The 18,778-nt window shown below is 56.4% G+C and carries 5 protein-coding genes; all 5 read right to left on the reverse strand.

What is annotated here, in order from left to right; genetic code table 11:
* On the reverse strand, positions 1-9,487 hold a 9,487-nt coding region (locus tag ACWGOO_RS22065; RefSeq protein ID WP_452486876.1), incomplete at its 3' end, for an amino acid adenylation domain-containing protein.
* A gap of 231 nt (positions 9,488-9,718) precedes the next feature.
* The gene (locus ACWGOO_RS22070) at positions 9,719-11,452 is read right to left on the reverse strand and encodes an ABC transporter ATP-binding protein (RefSeq protein ID WP_452486878.1); all 1,734 of its coding nucleotides are present in this window, start codon (positions 11,450-11,452) and stop codon (positions 9,719-9,721) included.
* Complete coding sequence (locus ACWGOO_RS22075; protein ID WP_452486880.1) at positions 11,449-13,275, reverse strand: ABC transporter ATP-binding protein; 1,827 nt, start codon at positions 13,273-13,275, stop codon at positions 11,449-11,451. Before ACWGOO_RS22075 ends, ACWGOO_RS22070 begins: the two co-directional genes overlap by 4 nt.
* Positions 13,265-16,546 carry a non-ribosomal peptide synthetase gene (locus ACWGOO_RS22080; protein WP_452486882.1) on the reverse strand — a complete coding sequence of 1,094 codons (3,282 nt, stop codon included), beginning with the start codon at positions 16,544-16,546 and terminating at the stop codon, positions 13,265-13,267. The genes ACWGOO_RS22075 and ACWGOO_RS22080 overlap by 11 nt, the downstream gene beginning before the upstream one ends.
* Positions 16,547-16,699: 153 nt before the next feature.
* Positions 16,700-18,778 (reverse strand): condensation domain-containing protein (locus ACWGOO_RS22085; protein ID WP_452486884.1); only part of this gene is annotated, 2,079 nt, incomplete at its 5' end.

The following is an 18,778-nucleotide window of genomic DNA, read 5'->3' on the forward strand; positions in this document are numbered from 1 at the left end:
CCCGAACAAGCACATCCTGCCAAATGGCGGCCAGCTTCGCCTCCAGTTCGGTGCGCGGCGCCACGTATTCGCGGCCTCCGCCTGCTCCCCCTTCCAGTGCCGGCAGCGCCTTTCGGTCGATCTTTCCGTTCGGCGTCAGAGGCAGGCGCTCCAGCTCGACGAAGTACGACGGGATCATGTACCCCGGCAGCTCGCTGGCAATCGCCCGCTTTAGGTCCGCCGCCGTCAAGCCTTCTTCCGCTGTATAATAAGCGCACAAAGCTTTCTGACCTTCTTGATCTTCCCTGACGACGACGACCGCTTCCTTCACGCCGCCTACACTCAGCAGCTTCACTTCGACTTCGCCCGTCTCAATCCGATACCCCCGGATTTTCGCCTGGTTGTCGATTCGGCCGATGAAGTCCACGTTTCCGTCCGGCATCCAGCGAGCCAGGTCGCCCGTCCGGTACAGCCGCTCCTCAGCGGCGAACGGACTGTCTACGAACTTCTCTTCCGTCAGCTCCGGACGGTTCAAGTACCCGCGCGCTACCCCGACTCCGCCGATAACCAGCTCGCCCAACACCCCGACCGGCGCCGGATTCAGATGCGCGTCCACGATGTAGAACTTGGCGTTCAGCCACGCCTTCCCGATCGGCACATGGCCCGTCTTCGGCAGCTTCTCCAGCGGCTCGTCATAGAAGCTGGAGTCAATCGCCGCTTCCGTTACGCCGTAGCTGTTAATAATACGGAACTGCGAGCCGAAGCGCTCCTGCAAGGTGCGGTAATCCGCTACGCTGCAGCTGTCCGAGCTCGTGATCAACAGCTCCATCCCGCTCATATCCAGCCGCTGCTCGTGCACGTACTCCATGAACGGCACGATCAGCGCCGGCGTCGATTCGAAGATGGTGACCCGCTCCCGCTCAATCCAGTGGTGCAGACGAGACGGATCGATCCGGTCGTCCTTCGGCACAATCACCATCGTGCCTCCGTTGTACAGCGTCCGCGCGATATCTCCCACGAACACGTCAAACGAGAAGCTTGCGAGCTGCAACAGCCGCACCGGGAATTGATCCAACTGGTATTCCCGCCGGTAGCCCGCCGCCGTGTTCACCAGGCTGCGGTGCTCGATCATCACGCCCTTCGGCTTGCCCGTCGTTCCCGACGTGTAGATCACGTACGCCAGATCGCGCGGCTTGTTCACATTCGCCGGATTCGATGCGAGATCCGTCGCTAGTACGTTCTTCTCGGCTTCTGCCGTGGCGGACGTTTCGGCAGAAGCCGTTTCCGCTTGCGCCAAAGCCTCCGCCTCTGCGCCTGCTTCTCCCAAAGCTTGTACGCCCACAGCCGCTTCCGCCGCTACGAGGCTGTACGTCGCGACGTCGTCAAGCGCAAGCACCGTTTGCAGCACTAGAGCTCCGTCGCTGCGCCAAGCTTCCGCCTGCTCCAGCAGGCGGGTCTGCGTGAGCAGCACCGACGCTCCGCTGTCCGCGAGCATATACTCGATCCGCTCCGCCGGATAGTCCGGGTCGAGCGGCACATAAGCGCCGCCCGCTTTCCATACGGCGAGCACCCCGATCAACAGCTCCGCCGAACGGCCAGCCAGAATGCCGACCACCTGCTCCGGCTTCACCCCGCGCGCCCGCAGTACATACGCCAGGCGATTCGCTTTGGCGTTCAGCTCCGCATACGTCAGCTTGCTGTCTTCGTAGACAACCGCCAGCGCTCCCGGAGTGCGCTCCGCCTGCTCCTCGAACAGCTCGTGGAACGTTTTCTCTCTCCACGACTCATCCGCTTCCAAACCTGTACCCTCTGCAGCGGGTTGCTTCGCAAGAGCCGAAGACGACACGTCAAACCCGACCAGCAAATCATACTTTTCGCTGTCCGTCAAGATATCCAAATCCGAAATCCGCGCACCCGGCTGAGCCAGGATCGACGCCAAAAGCTGCTCGTAATGACCCGCCAGCCGTACCATCGTTTCCTGTCTAAACAACGAGGTAGCGTACTCGATCTTGCAAACCAACTCGTTATCGGCTTCCACGATATCAAAGCTAAGATCAAACTTTGCCGTCTTTTCCTCAATATCGAACAGCGACCATTGCAAGCCTTCCAGGGTTAAATCCAAGCTTTCGTGCTTTTGCAAAGAAAACATGGTGTCAAACAGAGGATTCCGACTTAAATCCCGGCTCACCTGAAGAGCTTCCACCAGCTCCTCGAACGGATAGTCCTGGTGCTCGTAGGCTCCAAGCGTCGTTTCCTTCACTTCCTGCAAGTAGTCCAGGAACGTCCGCTCCGCCGCCGGACCCAAGCGAAGGGCCAGCGTATTGACGAACATGCCGATAATCGGCTGCAGGTCGGCGTGAGAACGGGCGGCAATCGGAGTGCCGACCACTATATCTTCCTGTCCCGCGTATTTATGAAGCAATACGGAGTACGCAGCCAGCAGAAGCATGTACAGCGTCGCCCCCGAATCGCCGGCAAGCCGTTTGAGAGCTTCGCTTTTCTCCGCATCCAGCGTAAACGTGAGCGTTTGACCGTCAAACTGCTGGACGGCCGGGCGGGAGAAGTCCAGAGGCAGCTCAAGAACCGGAAGCTCGGAGCTGAATACCCCGCGCCAGTATTCCTCCTGCCGTTTGATGCGCTGGCGCTGCTCCTCGGATTGCTGCCAAACGGCGTAATCCTTGTATTGAATCCGCAGCTCCGGCAATTCTTCCCCATTGTAAAGCTGCACGAATTCGCGCAGCAGCACGTCCATGGAAAGGCCGTCGGAACCAATATGATGAATATCCAGCGCGAGCAGGAATTTCTCTTTCTCCAGTTCGATCAGCAGGGCGCGCAGCAAAGGCGGCTGGGTCAAGTCAAAAGGCTGAATGAAGCCTTCAAGAATGGCCGCAACCTGATCTTCGCTTGCTTGAAGCTTCTCAACCTTGAAAGCTACGAGCGGATGAATACGCTGAACCGGCTCCCCATTCACGATTTCAAAACCGGTGCGCAGCATATCGTGCCGGGCCACCAAAGTAGTCAGCGCCTTTTCCACTTTGGCCTCGTTCAAAGCCCCTTCCAATTGCAAGGCGCTTGGGAGGTTGTAATTCAGCTCCGAGCTATCCAGCTGGTGCAGGACGTACAACCTTTTTTGCGCGGAGGAAACCGGATAGTACGCTTTCTCTTCCGCTTTCGGAATCGAGCTGTGCCGCGTTTCTTCCAAGCTAGCAATAGCCCCGGCCATCGACTCTACCGTCATATAGCGGAACACATCGCGCAGCGGAAGTTCGACGTTCATTTCCTTCCGAATCTTGCTGACAAGGTTCGTCGCCCGCAAGGAGTGGCCTCCGAGCTCGAAGAAATTGTCCAGGACTCCAATGCCGGAGTAACCCAGCACTTCCTCCCAGATCTTCACAAGCTGGGACTCCGTCCGGTTACGCGGCGCTACGTATTCTACGCCCGTTTGTAAGCCGCCTTGCGGCTCCGGCAGTGCTTTGCGATCCACTTTGCCGTTGGTCGTCAGCGGCATACGCTCCAACTGCACGAAGTACGACGGGATCATGTACCCCGGAATTTCCTGAGCCAGCGAGGTTCTCATTTCGCTGACCGTCAGCGTCCGGTCCGCCACAAAGTAGGCGACAAGCGCCTTCTCGCCCCCGCCGTCCTGACGGGCGAGTACCACCGCTTCTTCCACGCCCTCGACGTTCAGAAGCTGCGTCTCGATTTCGTCCAGCTCGATCCGGTACCCGCGGATTTTCACCTGGTGGTCGATCCGCCCCAGGTATTCGATGTTGCCGTCCGGCAGCCAAGCCGCCAAGTCGCCCGAGCGGTACAGTTTCTCCCCTTCCGCAAATGGGGAATCGACGAATTTCTCCGCCGTCAGATCCGGACGGTTCAGGTATCCTCTCGCAAGGCCTTCCCCGGCCACGTACATTTCGCCCGCTACGCCGATTGGCACAGGGCGGCGGTTTTCATCAAGGACGTACACGCTTAGCGTCGGGATCGGCTTGCCGATATTGCTCTTCGCCGCCTCCATTTCGACCCACGTTATTTCCTTATACGTAACGTGAACCGTCGTCTCGGTAATGCCGTACATATTGATCAGCTTCGTCTCTGGATACTTCGTCTTGAAGCCCTTGAGCAGCAGCGGACTCAGCGCTTCGCCCCCGAAGATGATGTTGCGAATCCGCAGATCGTACGGATGGTCCGCCAAGACCTCACGCAGCAACTGGTAGAAGTACGTTGGCGTCTGGTTCAAAATCGTGACCTGTTCGCGGCCCAGCAGCGCCAGGAAATCGGCTGGATTTTTCGCCGTGAGCGGCGGTACGATGACCAGCTTGCCTCCGTTCAGCAGCGCTCCGTACATTTCCCAGACGGAGAAATCGAAGCAGAACGAGTGGAACAGCGTCCACGTGTCGGACGGCCCGAAGTCGAACAGGTTCTTGTCGTTGAAAAGGAGGCGCACGACGTTCTTATGCTCGATCAGCGTTCCTTTCGGTCTGCCGGTCGTTCCCGACGTGTAGATGACATATGCCAGGTTGTCCGGCCCAGAAATCGGCTCCAGATTTGAAGCCTCCAGCGCATCGGCGGAGTCTGCCCCTCTGTCGCCCCAAACGAAATCGTCTAATTCGAGGCGCGTTCCTGCGAAGTCGGTCTTCTCGTGCAGATGCTTTTGAATCAGCAATAACGGTGCGCCCGAATCCTCGATCATGAAGCGGATGCGCTCCTCTGGGTAGTCGGGATCGACAGGCACGTATGCTCCACCCGCTTTGAGAATCGCCAGAATGCTGACGACCATATCGAGCGAGCGTTCGGCCAGAATCGCTACCAGCTGGTCCGCTTCTACTCCCGTCTCCCGCAGCTTCCGCGCAAGGCGGTTGGATCGCTCGTTCAGTTCGCGGTAGGTCAGCTGCCGCTCGTTCATGACGGCAGCCACGTTGTCCGGGTAAAGCTCCGCCTGTTCTTCGAACAAGCTGTAAATCGTCTGCTGCCGCGGGTAGTCCGCCTCCGAATCGTTGAAACCGCGCACCAGTTCGCGGACTTCCTCCTCCGTGAGCATTTCCAGCGAGGCAATATCCCCGTCCGGCGCTGTCGCGATGGTTTCGAGCAACTTGTCATAATGTCTGGCGAACCGCTCCGCAGTCTCCTGTTTATACAAAGCCGTAGCGTACTCCAACCGGCATTCGAGCTGACCGTCCAGCTCGGAAATGTCCAGGAGCAGCTCGAACTTGGACGTTCGGTTTTCCAGCGGATAAAACGATTGCTCCAATCCCTCGACGACAATTTGCTCATTCTCCGTATTTTGCAGAGCGAAAAATGCATCAAAGAGCGGATTCCGGCCGGTCGCGCGCGGAATGTGAAGACTTTCCACCAAGTCTTCGAACAAATAGTTTTGGTGTTCGAAAGCCCCGAGCGTGATGTCCTTGATTTCTTCCAGGTACGAAAGGTACGGCTTGGAGCGCTCTGGACGGCTGCGAATGGCCAGCGTATTGATAAACATTCCTACGATCGGCTGCGCTTCTTCCTGCGTTCTTCCGGCAATCGGCGTTCCCACGATTAGATCTTCCTGACCCGAATATTTGTGCATAAGGATGGAGTAAGCCGACAGCAGCACCATGTACAGGGTCGTCCCCGTCCGTGCCGCCAGCTCTTTCAGCTTCTCCGTCCGCTCTTTCCCGATATAAAACTTCACGGTTCGGCCGTCAAAGCTTTGCACCGCAGGCCGCGGGAAGTCCGTCGGCAGCTCCAAGACCGGCAACTCGCCCGACAGCTGTTCCAGCCAGTACTCCTTCTGCGGCTGTAGCAACTGCCCGTAGGCTTCGGAATGCTGCCAAACGGCATAATCTTTGTATTGAATACGCAGCGGAGCCAGCTCCTCGCCCCGATACAGGCGGCTGAACTCGTCGAAAAGCAACGCTGTCGAAATGCCGTCCGAGACGATATGGTGCATATCGAACAGCAGAATGTGGCGATCTTCGGCGACTTTGATCAGTCCGATGCGGAGAAGTGGCGGCTTGGTCAGATCAAACGGGCAATAGTAAGCTTCCACCACTTGGTCCACTTCCCGCTCGCTCGCCTGGAAATAATCGACAGCAAACTCCACCTCGTCATAGATGTGCTGCACAAGCTCGCCTTGAACCTGCTCAATCCCGGTACGCAGCGTCTCATGGCGCTGGATCAGCGTCCGGAACGCGTACTCTACGCGCGTGCGTTCCAGCTTGCCTTCGAGAAGAAGTGCCGCCGACATATTGTAGCTGCGCTCGGCCCCGTCAAGCTGGCGCAGGACGTACAGACGCTTTTGCTCGGATGAAACCGGATAGTACTCGGCCTCTGCCGCCTTTGTAATCTCATACGTCTCCTGCTTCTTTAAACCGCCAATTCTTTGGGCCAGCTGTTCGATCGTGGTGTAGCGGAAAACGTCCCGCAGCGGAACCTCGACTTGCAGCTCTTTTCGAATTTTAGAAACAAGCGAGGAGGCCCGCAAGGAATGACCGCCCAGGTCAAAGAAATCGTCTTGGACTCCAACTCGCGCAATACCCAGCACCTGCTGCCAAATGAGAGCAAGTCTTGTTTCCAGCGTTGTGCGAGGAGCCACATACTCACGGCCTACTTCTACCTCTCCGGTCGGTTCAGGCAGCGCTTTACGGTCAATTTTGCCGTTTGGCGTGAGCGGAAGCTGATCAAGAGACACCAACCGGGCCGGGACCATATGGGCCGGCAGCTCTTGCTTCAATTGGGACAGCAGATCGCTCAGTTGCAAAGAAGCATCCCCCGCCACGTAGCCGCACAAATACTTTTGCCCCTGCTCATCCGTACGGTCGGTCACCACAGCCTGCTTGACGCCCGGGAAACGCAGCAGGGCCGTTTCAATTTCACCGAGTTCGATCCGGAACCCGCGAATTTTCACCTGATAGTCGATCCGGCCAATGAAGTCGACGTTGCCGTCTTCCAGCCAACGGGCCAAATCGCCTGTCCGGTACAGACGTTCGCCCGGCACAAACGGGCTGTCCACAAACTTCTCGGCGGTTAGGTCCGGACGGTTCCAGTACCCGCGCGCCACCCCGGCGCCGCCGATGACAAGCTCGCCCGGAACCCCTACAGGAACCGGCTTTAACGCGGCATCGACAATGTAAAACCGGGCGTTCAGCCAAGCTTTGCCGATCGGCACATGACCCGACAGCGGCAGCTTGTCCAGCGGCTCATCGTAAAAGCTGCTATCAATGGCCGCTTCGGTAACGCCATAGCTGTTGATGATGCGGAATTGTCCGCCGAATCTTTCCTGCAGCAATCGGTAATCGGTGACACTGCAAGCATCCGAGCTGGTAATCAGCAACTGCATGGAGCTAACGTCCAGCCCTTCTTCATAAATATGCTGCATGAACGGCAGGATGAGCGCAGGCGTCGATTCGAATACTGTAATGTTTTGGTCCCGAATCCAACCGTATAAGAGGTTCGGATCAATCCGGTCATCCTTCGGCACAATCACCATCGTGCCTCCGTTATACAGCGTCCGCGCGATGTCTCCGACGAACACGTCAAACGAGAAGCTAGCCAGCTGCAGCAGCCGCACCGGAAACTGATCCAATCGGTACTCGCGACGGTACGCATCCGCCGTATTCACGAGACTACCGTGCTCGATCATGACGCCTTTTGGGCGTCCCGTCGTACCCGAGGTGTAAATCACATAAGCCAAGTCTTGCGGGGCGCTGCTGGCAGATTCAAATTCCACGGCTAAGGCATCCCCGTTATACATCTGTTCATCGTCCATGGCATAGATAGCTTGAAGCTTCAGTCGGTCATCGGCCAACCAACCTCCGGCCCGCTCCAACAAATGACGCTGCGTAAGCAGCACCGATGCATCGCTATCGCTGAGCATGTACTCAATCCGCTCCGCAGGATAATCGGGGTCCAGCGGTACATAGGCTCCGCCGGCTTTCCAAACGGCGAGCACCCCAACCAGCAGTTCCACCGAACGCTCCGCCCAGATCCCCGTAATCGTCTCCCTTCCCACGCCCTGTTCGCGAAGGAGAGAAGCCAGCCGCTCGGCGCGTTCGTTCAATTCGCCGTAGGTCAGCTGTTTGTCCATGTAGACGACTGCCGGATGATCCGGAATTTCCCGGGCAAACTTTTCAACATACCGATGAAACGCTTCTCCCTCGCTCAGCCCTGCCACCGGCGGGTTAAAAACGTTGAGAATGCGGTATCTCTCCTCATCGCTCAGCAGAGAAATCTCGCGTACCGGCAGTTCGGGAGTCTGAAGAAACTGGTCCAGAACGGTTACATACTGTTCCAGAATTCGATCAATCTCGGCCGTCTCGAACAGGCCGGTACGATAGGAAGCATGGAGAATTACATGACCTTCATTCAGCATGTGGTCGAAGCGCAGCAGCAAATCGTCCATCTCGTGCCTAGCGAAGTGAGCCTCCAGGCGTACCTTGATTTCTTCGTACTCCACGATTTTCAAAGGCAGATATTCCAGAGACGTGCGGAACAGACCCGAAAGATCGTTGCGACCGTGTTGTTCGCGTAAATCCTGGATCAATTGGTTATAAGGGTATTTCTGATACCGCAAATCCGCCGTATTTTCCTTGGAAACCGTTTGGATCAAGGAAAACACGTGCTCGTCTGGATTCAGACGAATCCGCGTAGCCACGGTGCTGACGAACATGCCAATCGTTTCTTTTTCCTTCTTGCTAGTGCGATTGGCGAAAACCGTGCCGACCGGAACATCGGTGCTGTCGGTCAGCTTGTACAATAAGGCGTACATGGCAGACAGAAATAACGTATATAAGCTGACCTGATATTGCTCACTGAAGGCCAGAATGCGTTCATACCGGGAACCGTCCAAAGTAATGGCCAGTTTATTGGATTCGCTGCCGACCGAGAATGGCGGATACGATTTAATGCCGGTCGTTTCAGGTAAAGTGTTGTACTTCGTCAGCCAGTATTCCTTGCCTTTTTGATAACGCTGCGATTGCTCATATTCACGCTCCGCAGAAATATAATCCAGATAGGAAGGGGCCTGGTAGCTGCTGGAGATGCCTTTGCGCAGTTCCAGGTATTTTTCCATCACCGCATGCAGCAAAGCATTGACGGACAAGCCGTCGGCGATAATATGATTTACCGTCAAATTGAGCCATACTTGGCCGTTCGCAAAATGGATAATCGTAAATTGGTAGAGGTGTTCGTCGAACACACTGGCCGGTTTTTCGCTTACTTCTTTCACCCAAGCATAGAATTGTTCGGTTGTGCCTAGTTCGAGGCGGCTTATCCTAGCTTGGACATTCTCCGGCTCTTCGAACCACTGCGTTGGATTTTGCAAATCTCCGCTAATGTGGATTCGGAAAGCGTCATAGGTTTTGACGATCTCTGCCGCCGCTTGCTCCAGAAGCCGTGTGTCGATCTCACCCGTTATCTGGTAGGTTGCGGAAAGCATCGTGATGGACGTTCCCGGATTCATAATTTCCATGAACCATATTCGGCGCTGGGCTTGCGTTAATCCATATTGCTCGTTGGTATTCTCTATCACATCGACACACTCCCGGTTTAGAGATTCTTTATAGATAGGCTTTGTACCTAGATGTCACTTAGTCACTCTTAAGAAGAACCGCGCAGGCCATTCCCGGAACGGCTCCTTCGGACTCTTCCCCCTTTTTCATGTCTACGTTTTCTGGTAACTATCGGTTATAAAGTCATGCTTTAGATTATTAAAAGACTCTGTCGCATTCGCAAGCAGGTAGCCGCCCGCCGTAAAGCGGGTCTAGCCGTACAGCCGGGCGTAATAACCCCCAAGCGCCAACAGGTCCTGATGGCGGCCCCGCTCGACGACCGTCCCTTGGTTCATGACGGTAATCAAATCCGCATGTTCCACGGTGCTGAGACGGTGGGCGATCAGAATGGTGGTGCGCCCCTTCATCAATACGTTCAGGGCCTGCTGTACCCAATGCTGGGATTCGTTATCCAGCGCGGAAGTCGCTTCGTCCAGCAGCAGAATCGGGGCGTTTTTGAGAATCGCCCGGGCGATCGCAATTCGCTGCCTTTGTCCGCCCGACAACGACGCTCCTCTCTCTCCCACCGGCGTTTTATACTGTTCAGGAAGTTCCTGAATGAAATGGTGAGCGTACGCCGCTTTGGCCGCTTCGATCACTTCTTCATCCGTTGCATCCGGGTTGCCGTAACGGATGTTTTCCTCAATCGTGCCGGTAAACAAGAACGGCTCCTGCGGAACGTATGCAATCTGCCTACGGATTTCGTCCAGCGTGTAATGGCCGAACGGTTTGCCTTGGAGCAGGATTTCTCCGCTGTCCACAGGATAAAAGCCGAGCAGCAGCTTGATCAGCGTACTTTTGCCGCTGCCGCTGGCCCCCACGATAGCGGCGGCCTGGCCAGGAAACACCTGCATGGAGATGTCGACAAGCACCTTTTTATCCGCCTGATAGGAAAATTCCACATCACGAAACTCCACCGCAGCCTCCGACACGAGTTCGCTGTGAGGAGATCCCAAACGCTCCGGTTCCTCTTCCTCTCTTAGTACCTCTTGAATCCGGTGAGCGCCCGCGAGCGAATTTTGGGTCATCGACAGAACCATCCCCAAGTTCAACAAAGCGTGCGTCAGATTCAATTGTAGAACCGCCAGTGCGGCGACGCTTCCCATTCCCATCAGTCCGTAGGCATAAAGAAGACTGCCGATGACGATGATGCCGCAGAACGTGACGTAGCTGATAAAATGATTCACCGCAGCCTGCATGCCGTTCTTCTGCGCGGTTTGCCGAAGCGTCTGCGTCATTTGTTCGTTCAACGCCTCGTACTGGCCGTAAATCGTGCGGATGCGGAACAGCTTCACAATTTGAATGCCGCCCATAAAATCTTTGAACTTTTCGGTCATTTTACCGAGCGTTTGCAAGCCTTGTTCGGATAAGGCGCGAATATCCCGCGCAAATTTCAGGCTGACCACGGAGGACAGCAGCAGAATGACGAAGGATACGCCGGCAAACCGCCAATCGATCAACACCATGGAGACAATGGAGCCGATGCAAAAGACAAGTTGAAGCAGCAAAATGAAGTAAACCTGCGAAAATGTAAACTCAACGGTCGTTACGTCGTTGTTCACCCGCGACAGCAAGTCCCCATGGTGCGTCTGCTCCAGGAATCTCGGCCGCACCCGGCACAGCTTGTCATAAAGACGTTCGCGGATATTCAGCACAGTCAGCTCGACACTGCGTTGGTATAAGTAAATGAACCAGGGAGAAATTATATTTTCCAGGAACAGGACCGCGCCCAAAATAATAAAGGCTTCCACCATCAGGGACGTATCTCGGGACACGGCGAAATCAACCAAGTTATGTACGACCAAGCTGAAGGCGATCAGGAACAATGTCTGAGTGAGCGCCGTCACGGCCAGGCCAATGGCGTACTGGGTTTTGCGCTTGCGGTTCATAAACGTCAACAAGTAGCCAAGTTCTTTCACTTGCGAGAGCCATCCGCCCTTTTTCATGTGTACGCCACCTCCCTGCGTTCGGCAGACTCGGTAAATTCCTGGTAGTACGACTGGGCGTACAGTCCCTTCATCTTCAACAATTGTTCATGAGTGCCCTTTTCCACAATATCTCCTTGTTCCATGACCCAAATTTCGTCGGCATTTTGTACCGTAGAAAGCCGGTGGGCAATAACCATCGTCGTTCTCTGCTTCATCAATACGCCCAGCGCTTCCTGAACCGCGCTTTCCGACTCCGGATCAAGAGCCGACGTTGGCTCGTCCAGCAGCAGAACGGGAGCATCCTTCAGAAAGGCCCGGGCCATTGCAATGCGCTGGCGTTGCCCGCCGGACAAAAAGCCTCCGCGCTCTCCGACATACGTCTGGTAGCCGTCGGGAAGTTGCAAAATGAAGGAATGCGCCTGAGCGGCTTTGGCGGCTTCGATTATCTCGTCCATCGACGCTTCTTCCCGCCCGTAGCCGATATTTTCGGCGATCGTGCCGCTAAACAAATATGAATCCTGGGTTACCACGGAAAAATGCGACCGAAGCTGCTCCGGATCAGCGCCGTGGATCAGGCTGCCGAACACGCGTATCTTGCCCTGATCCTCCGGAAGCGGATAAAAGCCGCATACAAGCTTAAACACCGTGCTCTTCCCTCCGCCGCTCGCTCCGACAAGCGCAATCGTCTTCCCTTCCGGCACCAAGAAGCTAACATTCCGCAGGATCGGGGAGCTCTCCTCATACCCGAAGGTTACGTTCTGAAACTCGATGGGGGCGGCGCTCGCTTTCGGAAGCGAACGGCCATTTTCCGTTTCGGTCGGCTGCTCGACGATTTCGGAGACCCTTCTCAGGGCACCGGTCATTTCGAACGTCCGCGTGATGAGCTCGGGAATATGCTCCAGCGGCTCCAGACACAGATTTAGCAAGTACAGGAAGGCGATCAGCTGTCCAGCGCTTAGCTGCCCGTTGTAGATCAAATAGCTACCGTAACTGACGGCGAAAATGATCGGGCTGATCATCAACGTGGAAAGCAGCGGGTTAACCCAGGCTTCCCGCTTTTTTACGGCCAGCTTTTTTTGGGCCGTCAATTGCAGCAGCACTTGGTAGGAGCGAAATAATATGCCGGATAGCAGGTAGCTTTTCACAATAGGCATACCCCCAAGCGTATCCTGGAGGTTGACGTTCATTCGGCCCATGTTCGCCTGGGCTTCCTCCGTCAACCGCTCCAACTGCTTGCCGATCCATTGGGAAACCAGCAGCGCTACGGGAAATAACAGCAGGCTGTACAGCATCAGCTCCCATTGGAGGTAGATCAAATAAGTGAAACAGCCGATGAACAATAGCGGATGATAAAACCACTGGGCGAGGTCCCGAATCATAAACTGCTGGATGAGCTGCAGGTCGTTGCTGATCCGCGACAATACGTCGCCGGAGTGTTGCTTCTCCAAATAGGAGACCGGGAGTTTGCCGAGATGACGCATGACATGGTTGCGGATATCCTGTACCGCAGAGGCGCTGCTTCGCTCCACGCCGAAGCTCATAAAAAACTTCGCCGGCACACCGATCAAGATGACCACAAAGACCGTGTACACGATTTGCAGAACGATTGACCCCGACCCCTTCCCGGCCTGGGTGGTCAACTGTTCGATCAAACTTCCCGTCCATATCTCAATAACGGCGGCGGCAATCGCGGACAAAATACCGACGATCATCCAGCCTTTGTGACGGCTTACATAGGACATCAGCCAGCGGAACGCTTTCCAGGCGGCGTAAGCAGTTTGGCGCTTGGAAGGTGCCGCTGTGCCTTGTTCTAGAACAGACGGCTGGCGGTCAGCTTCCATGCAGTACCCCGGCCTCCGCTTCGATCTGTCGCTTGACTTGCTCTAAGACGTCCCGGATGACGACGGCCGTTTCGTCCACGCGCGCGAGTTCCAGCAATTCCTCGTGCGCGCCCTCCAGCCGGTAATCCGCGTAAGCTTGCGTCGTTGCCCCCCGCCAGGAAGGCAATTGGTGCTCCCGGCGGAACGCTTCGCTGTCCTTCGCAATCAGTTCGTAAATCCGGGCCGGGATCGTGCCGGAATTAATAAGCTGTGCTTCGTACGCTAAGGTCGCTTTGACCTTCCGATGAACCCACTCCCGCACGAGCGGGTTGCTCATTAATTCCTTCTCTTCTTCGTCGAAATCGGTAAGCGTCTCTTCAAGCTCTTTCTCCGACGTTTCGGAAGGCGTCAGCGTGTCCTTAATCCACGAGTCCACCATGAGTACGTCCGTTACGGAATACCCTCTTTTCACCATCGTTTTGGCTACCTCGAACGTCAGGTTGCCTCCGAAGCAGTAGCCGAGCAGTACGTAAGGTCCTTCCGGCTGGATGCGGACGATCTCGTCCACATAACGGTTCAGCATGGCCTCGTAATCAACGGCATCGTCGATAAAATCAATGCCGTAGAGCACGAACCGGCCGTCGAGCCTGCTTGCGAGCTCTCGGTAACCGATGCCGAAACCGCTGCCCGGAGGGAAGCTGAACACGTTCAGATCTCCTGCTTTATTCAGCTTAATGAAAGAGCTCCCGCCTTTATCCAGGCCTAGATCCCCTTCGCCGAAAGCCATGGCTTCAACTGTTACATTGTGGAATAGGCGGTTCGGTGGTATCTCAATGCCCGTTTCATCGTAAACGGCTTGAACGAGCCTCATCAGACTTAACGAATTGCCACCCAACTCAAAAAAGTTATCCTTTACGCCGACCTGCGGAACGCCAAGCGTATCTTGCCAGACGCGGGCGATCTTCATTTCGAGCAGCGTTCTCGGTGCGACATATTCCGCTCCTCCGGTCGCGGCTTCCTCCGGCGCGGGCAGCGCTTTGCGGTCGATTTTCCCGTTCGGGGTCAGCGGCATCCGCAAAAGCTGCACGAGGTGCGAAGGAATCATATAGCCCGGAAGCTGCTTGGCGAGCTCCTCCTTGAGTTCATGCGCCGCCAGCCTCGTTTCCGCGACGTAGTAAGCGACAAGCTGCTTTTGGCCGTTCGCGTCGTCGCGGTCGAGCACCTTGGCTTCTTGCACGGCGGCGATCTTCAGCAGCTGCTCTTCGATCTCGCCAATTTCGATCCGGTAGCCGCGGATTTTGACCTGATGGTCGATCCGCCCCCGGTATTCGATGTTGCCGTCCGGCAGCCAGCGGGCGAGATCTCCCGTCCGGTAAAGGCGTTCTCCCGGCGCAAACGGATGTTCAACGAACTTCTCTGCCGTTAGCTCCGGATGGTTCAGGTAACCTCTCGCAAGCCCCACGCCTGCCACGCACAGCTCGCCATCCACTCCCGGAGGCACAAGCTGCAGGTGGGCATCCAAAATAAAAATCCGGTGATTGGCCAGCGGGCGCCCGATCGGAATGACTCTGCGCTCCGGCTGCTCCTCATCCGCATCCCAAAGTGTCGTAGCAATCGAAGCTTCGGTAGGGCCGTAAGCATTGAAATAGTGGACCTTCGGTTTCCACTGCTGCACAAATTCGGCCGATACCGCCGAGCCTCCCGTTACGAGCTTCGTTAAGCTGGGAAGGCGGTCCGGGTTCAAATAAGCGCTGTACGTCGGAGGCAAAATCGCCGCCGTAATCGCATGCTCGTTCATATAACTCTCGAACAGGCGGTTGTCGAGAATCGTCTCGGCCGTCGGGATGTACAAAGCCGCGCCAAAATAGAGCGCTTTAAACACTTCCCAGCAGGACGCGTCGAACGACAGGCTGGCAAATTGAACGATCCGGTCATGCTCCGTGATGCCCAGCCTGTCCGCGAACATCAGCTTCAAGCTGACCAAACCGCGATGCTCCAGCATGACCCCTTTGGGTTTGCCCGTCGTACCTGACGTATAGATGACATAAGCCAGATCATTCGGACCGCTGGCCGGCTCCAGGTTCGAAGCGTCCAGCGCATCGGCGGAGTCCGCCCCTCTGTCACCCCAAACGAAATCGTCCAATTCGAGGCGCGCTCCTGCGAAGTCGGTCTTCTCGTGCAGATGCTTTTGAATCAGCAATAACGGCGCGCCCGAATCCTCGATCATGAAGCGGATGCGCTCCTCCGGGTAGTCGGGATCGACAGGCACGTATGCTCCGCCCGCTTTGAGAATCGCCAGAATGCCGACGACCATATCGAGCGAGCGTTCGGTCAGAATCGCTACCAGCTGGTTCGCTTCTACTCCCGTCTCCCGCAGCTTCCGCGCAAGGCGGTTGGATCGCTCGTTCAGCTCGCGGTAGGTCAGCTGCCGCTCGTTCATGACGGCGGCCACGTTGTCCGGGTAATGCTCCGCCTGCTCTTCGAACAAGCCGTGAATCGTTTTCCCCCGCTCGAACTCGGTTTCGGTGTCATTAAATCGCTTCAGCAGCGTCTCCCTCTCGTCTGGGGACAGCACATCGGCTTGTCCAAGCTCCAGATCCGGCTGAAATAAAAGCACGGACAGCAGCCGAACAAGATGGTCGGCCGCCTGTTCCATAAATGCCCGCTCGTACCGCTGCCCGTCAAAGCTTATCTCCAGCTCGATGGAGTGGTTTTGGCGGTCGAAGCGAAAAACCGTATCGGCCGTCACCCGGTTACCTAGCGGTCCCGGATGAATCGGGGCGAAGGATGCGACGGTGTTGACGACCGGGAGGCCGTCCCCCGTATAGTCCAGATGGAGCGGCTCCACCATTTTCCGAAAAGGCAGGTGCTGATGCTCCAGCGCCTCGCCGATGGAGGCTTTGATGCCCCCGAGCAGCGTTTTCAGCGTAGTCTGGCGGCTTACGGACGTCTTGATCACCAAGATGTCATGCGGCGGCGGAGTCCCGTCGGGGTCTGCGCTATAAGAAGGCATGCCGACCAGCACTTGGTCCCGCCCGGTATATTTGAACAGCAGGCTTTTTACTCCTGCCAAAACAATCATGTACAAAGCCAAATCCGAACCGTTGGCGAGACAAATGATTCTCTCCGAGAGTTCGCTCGGCAGAGTACGGTGAAGCAAGCCCAGCTCGGCCGCAGCTTCCCCGTCGGCAGATAATTTGGTGGATTGACTGTAGGGAAGGAAGCTCAGGCTGTCATCGGCGTCAAACTTGCCGCTCCAGTACCGTTCTTCCTTTTCAAATAAAGATTTCATTTGTACCTCCCCTAAAAATGAAGTGAACGCATGCCCCGGCGCAGGTCCGAAAAGCTTGCTTTCGGCCTGCGCGTTTACGGGCTCGGACGTTGTTCGCCGTCTTCCTTGGGATGCGCGCCGCTTTCGCTTGACGGCGGAGGCGCGCTTGTAGGATTAGAACGCGAATTCGATCGTATCGACGGCACTCTTTGCGCCTGCCGCCGGTTTATGACATTCAATATGGCCTAGCTTGAGTTGTGGATTTTCCGCAATTTGAGACAGTACCCGCAGGTAATCCTCGGTCAAGGTGCGGATCATCGCTTCTTTGAACAGCTTAGTGGCGTAGAAGAAGCCCCCGCTCAGCGCCCCGTTGTTTTCATACATAAATAGCGTCAGATCGAACTTCGCTTCTTCCAAATGGTCAAGCTCGTAAGTCTTCAGGCTGACCCCTTCCAGCTCGGCGTCTCGTTCTTCGATATTTTGCAAGTCGAAAACGGTATCGAACAGCGGGAAGCGGCCCGGCTCCCGCTTCACATTCAAACGCTCCACGAGCTCCTCGAATGGATAATCCTGATTCTCGAAAGCACCCAAAGCCGTTTCCTTCACTTCTTCCAGGTAGGACAAGAACGTTTTGTCGCCCGACGGACGATTGCGGATCGCCAGCGTATTGACAAACATCCCGATGACCGGTTCCAAATCGGCGTTCGTTCTTCCCGCCACCGAGGTGCCCACGACCAAGTCCTCCTGCCCGCTGTACTTGGACAGCAGCACGGTATAAGCCGCAAGCAGCACCATGAACAGTGTGCTTTCACGCTCGGCCGCCAATTCGCGCAGCCGCGCAAAGAGAGAAGCTTCGACGTCGAACTCCAGATGCGCGCCTTCGTAGCTGCGAGCCGCAGACCGTTCGTAGTCCAGCGGCAGGTCCGCCGTCGGCAGCTCGCCTTCGAAGGTTTGTAGCCAGTACGCTTCTTGCCGCCCGATCCGCTCTCGGTGGGCCTTCGACTGCTGCCAAACGGCATAATCCTTGTATTGAATGCGCAGTGGCGGCAGTTCTTCCCCGGCGTAGAAACTCGAGAACTCATCGATCACAATCGCCATCGATACGCCGTCGGACACCATATGGTGCATGTCGAAAAGGAGAATATGCAGGTTCGGCTCCAGCTCGATGACTCCGGCGCGCAACAGCGGCGGCTTGCCGAGATCAAACGGACGAACGAAGCTGCGGACGATCTGCTCGATTTGAGCCGCATCCTCTTTATCCGCTTGATGATGCTCGATAGCAAAATCGACCTGCGGGTAAATCCGCTGAACCGCTTCGCCCTTCACGATTTCAAAACCGGTGCGCAGTGATTCATGCCGTGTTATCAATTTCCGCAAGGCGGCTTCCAACCGGTCTAAATCAAACTCGCCTTCCATCTGCACCAGCTCCGGCATGTTGTAAAGCTGATCCGCTCCATCCAGCGTGTGCTGAATGAACAGCCGTTTCTGCGTGGAGGACAGAGGGTAGTATTCTCTCTCCTCCGCTTGAGGAATGGCCTCATGCTCCCGCCGTTCCATCCGGGCGATCGCCTCGGCCATCGCCGCAATCGTCGAGTGACGGAATACGTCGCGCAGCGGCAGGTTGACGTTTAATTCCTTAAATACCTTGCCCGCCAGCGTCGTCGCTCGCAGGGAGTGGCCGCCGAGGTCGAAGAAGTTGTCGTGAACGCCAATCTCCTTCTCAAGCCCCAGCACCTCCTGCCAAATCGCCACCAGCTTCGTTTCCAGCTCATTTCGCGGTGCGACGTACTCCGTTCCGCTTCCCGCTTCCCCTTCCGGCGCCGGCAGCGCCTTCCGGTCAATCTTTCCGTTCGGCGTCAGAGGCAGGCGCTCCAGCTCCACAAAGTACGACGGGATCATGTACCCCGGCAACTCCTGTGCCAGCGCGCTGCGCAGATCATTCACCGCCAGCTCCGCTCCGGTATCCGGCATGTAATACGCGCATAGCGCCTTCTGACCGTTCGCGTCACTTCGAACCAGCACCACCACTTCGCGCACGCCTTCCACCCGCAGCAGCTGCGACTCGATCTCGCCCGTCTCGATCCGGTAGCCCCGGATTTTCGCCTGGTTGTCGATCCGGCCGATGAAGTCTACGTTCCCGTCCTCCATCCACCGCGCTAAGTCTCCCGTGCGGTACAGCCGTTCGCCCACGGCGAACGGGCTGTCTACGAACTTCTCTTCCGTCAGCTCCGGACGGTTCAAGTACCCGCGCGC

Source organism: Paenibacillus sp. NPDC055715 (assembly GCF_053617595.1).

Coding starts and splice junctions, on each gene's coding strand:
- ACWGOO_RS22070 (WP_452486878.1), bottom strand. CDS start 11,452: ATGAAAAAGGGCGGATGGCTCTCGCAAGTGAAAGAACTTGGCTACTTG.
- ACWGOO_RS22075 (WP_452486880.1), bottom strand. CDS start 13,275: ATGGAAGCTGACCGCCAGCCGTCTGTTCTAGAACAAGGCACAGCGGCA.
- ACWGOO_RS22080 (WP_452486882.1), bottom strand. CDS start 16,546: ATGAAATCTTTATTTGAAAAGGAAGAACGGTACTGGAGCGGCAAGTTT.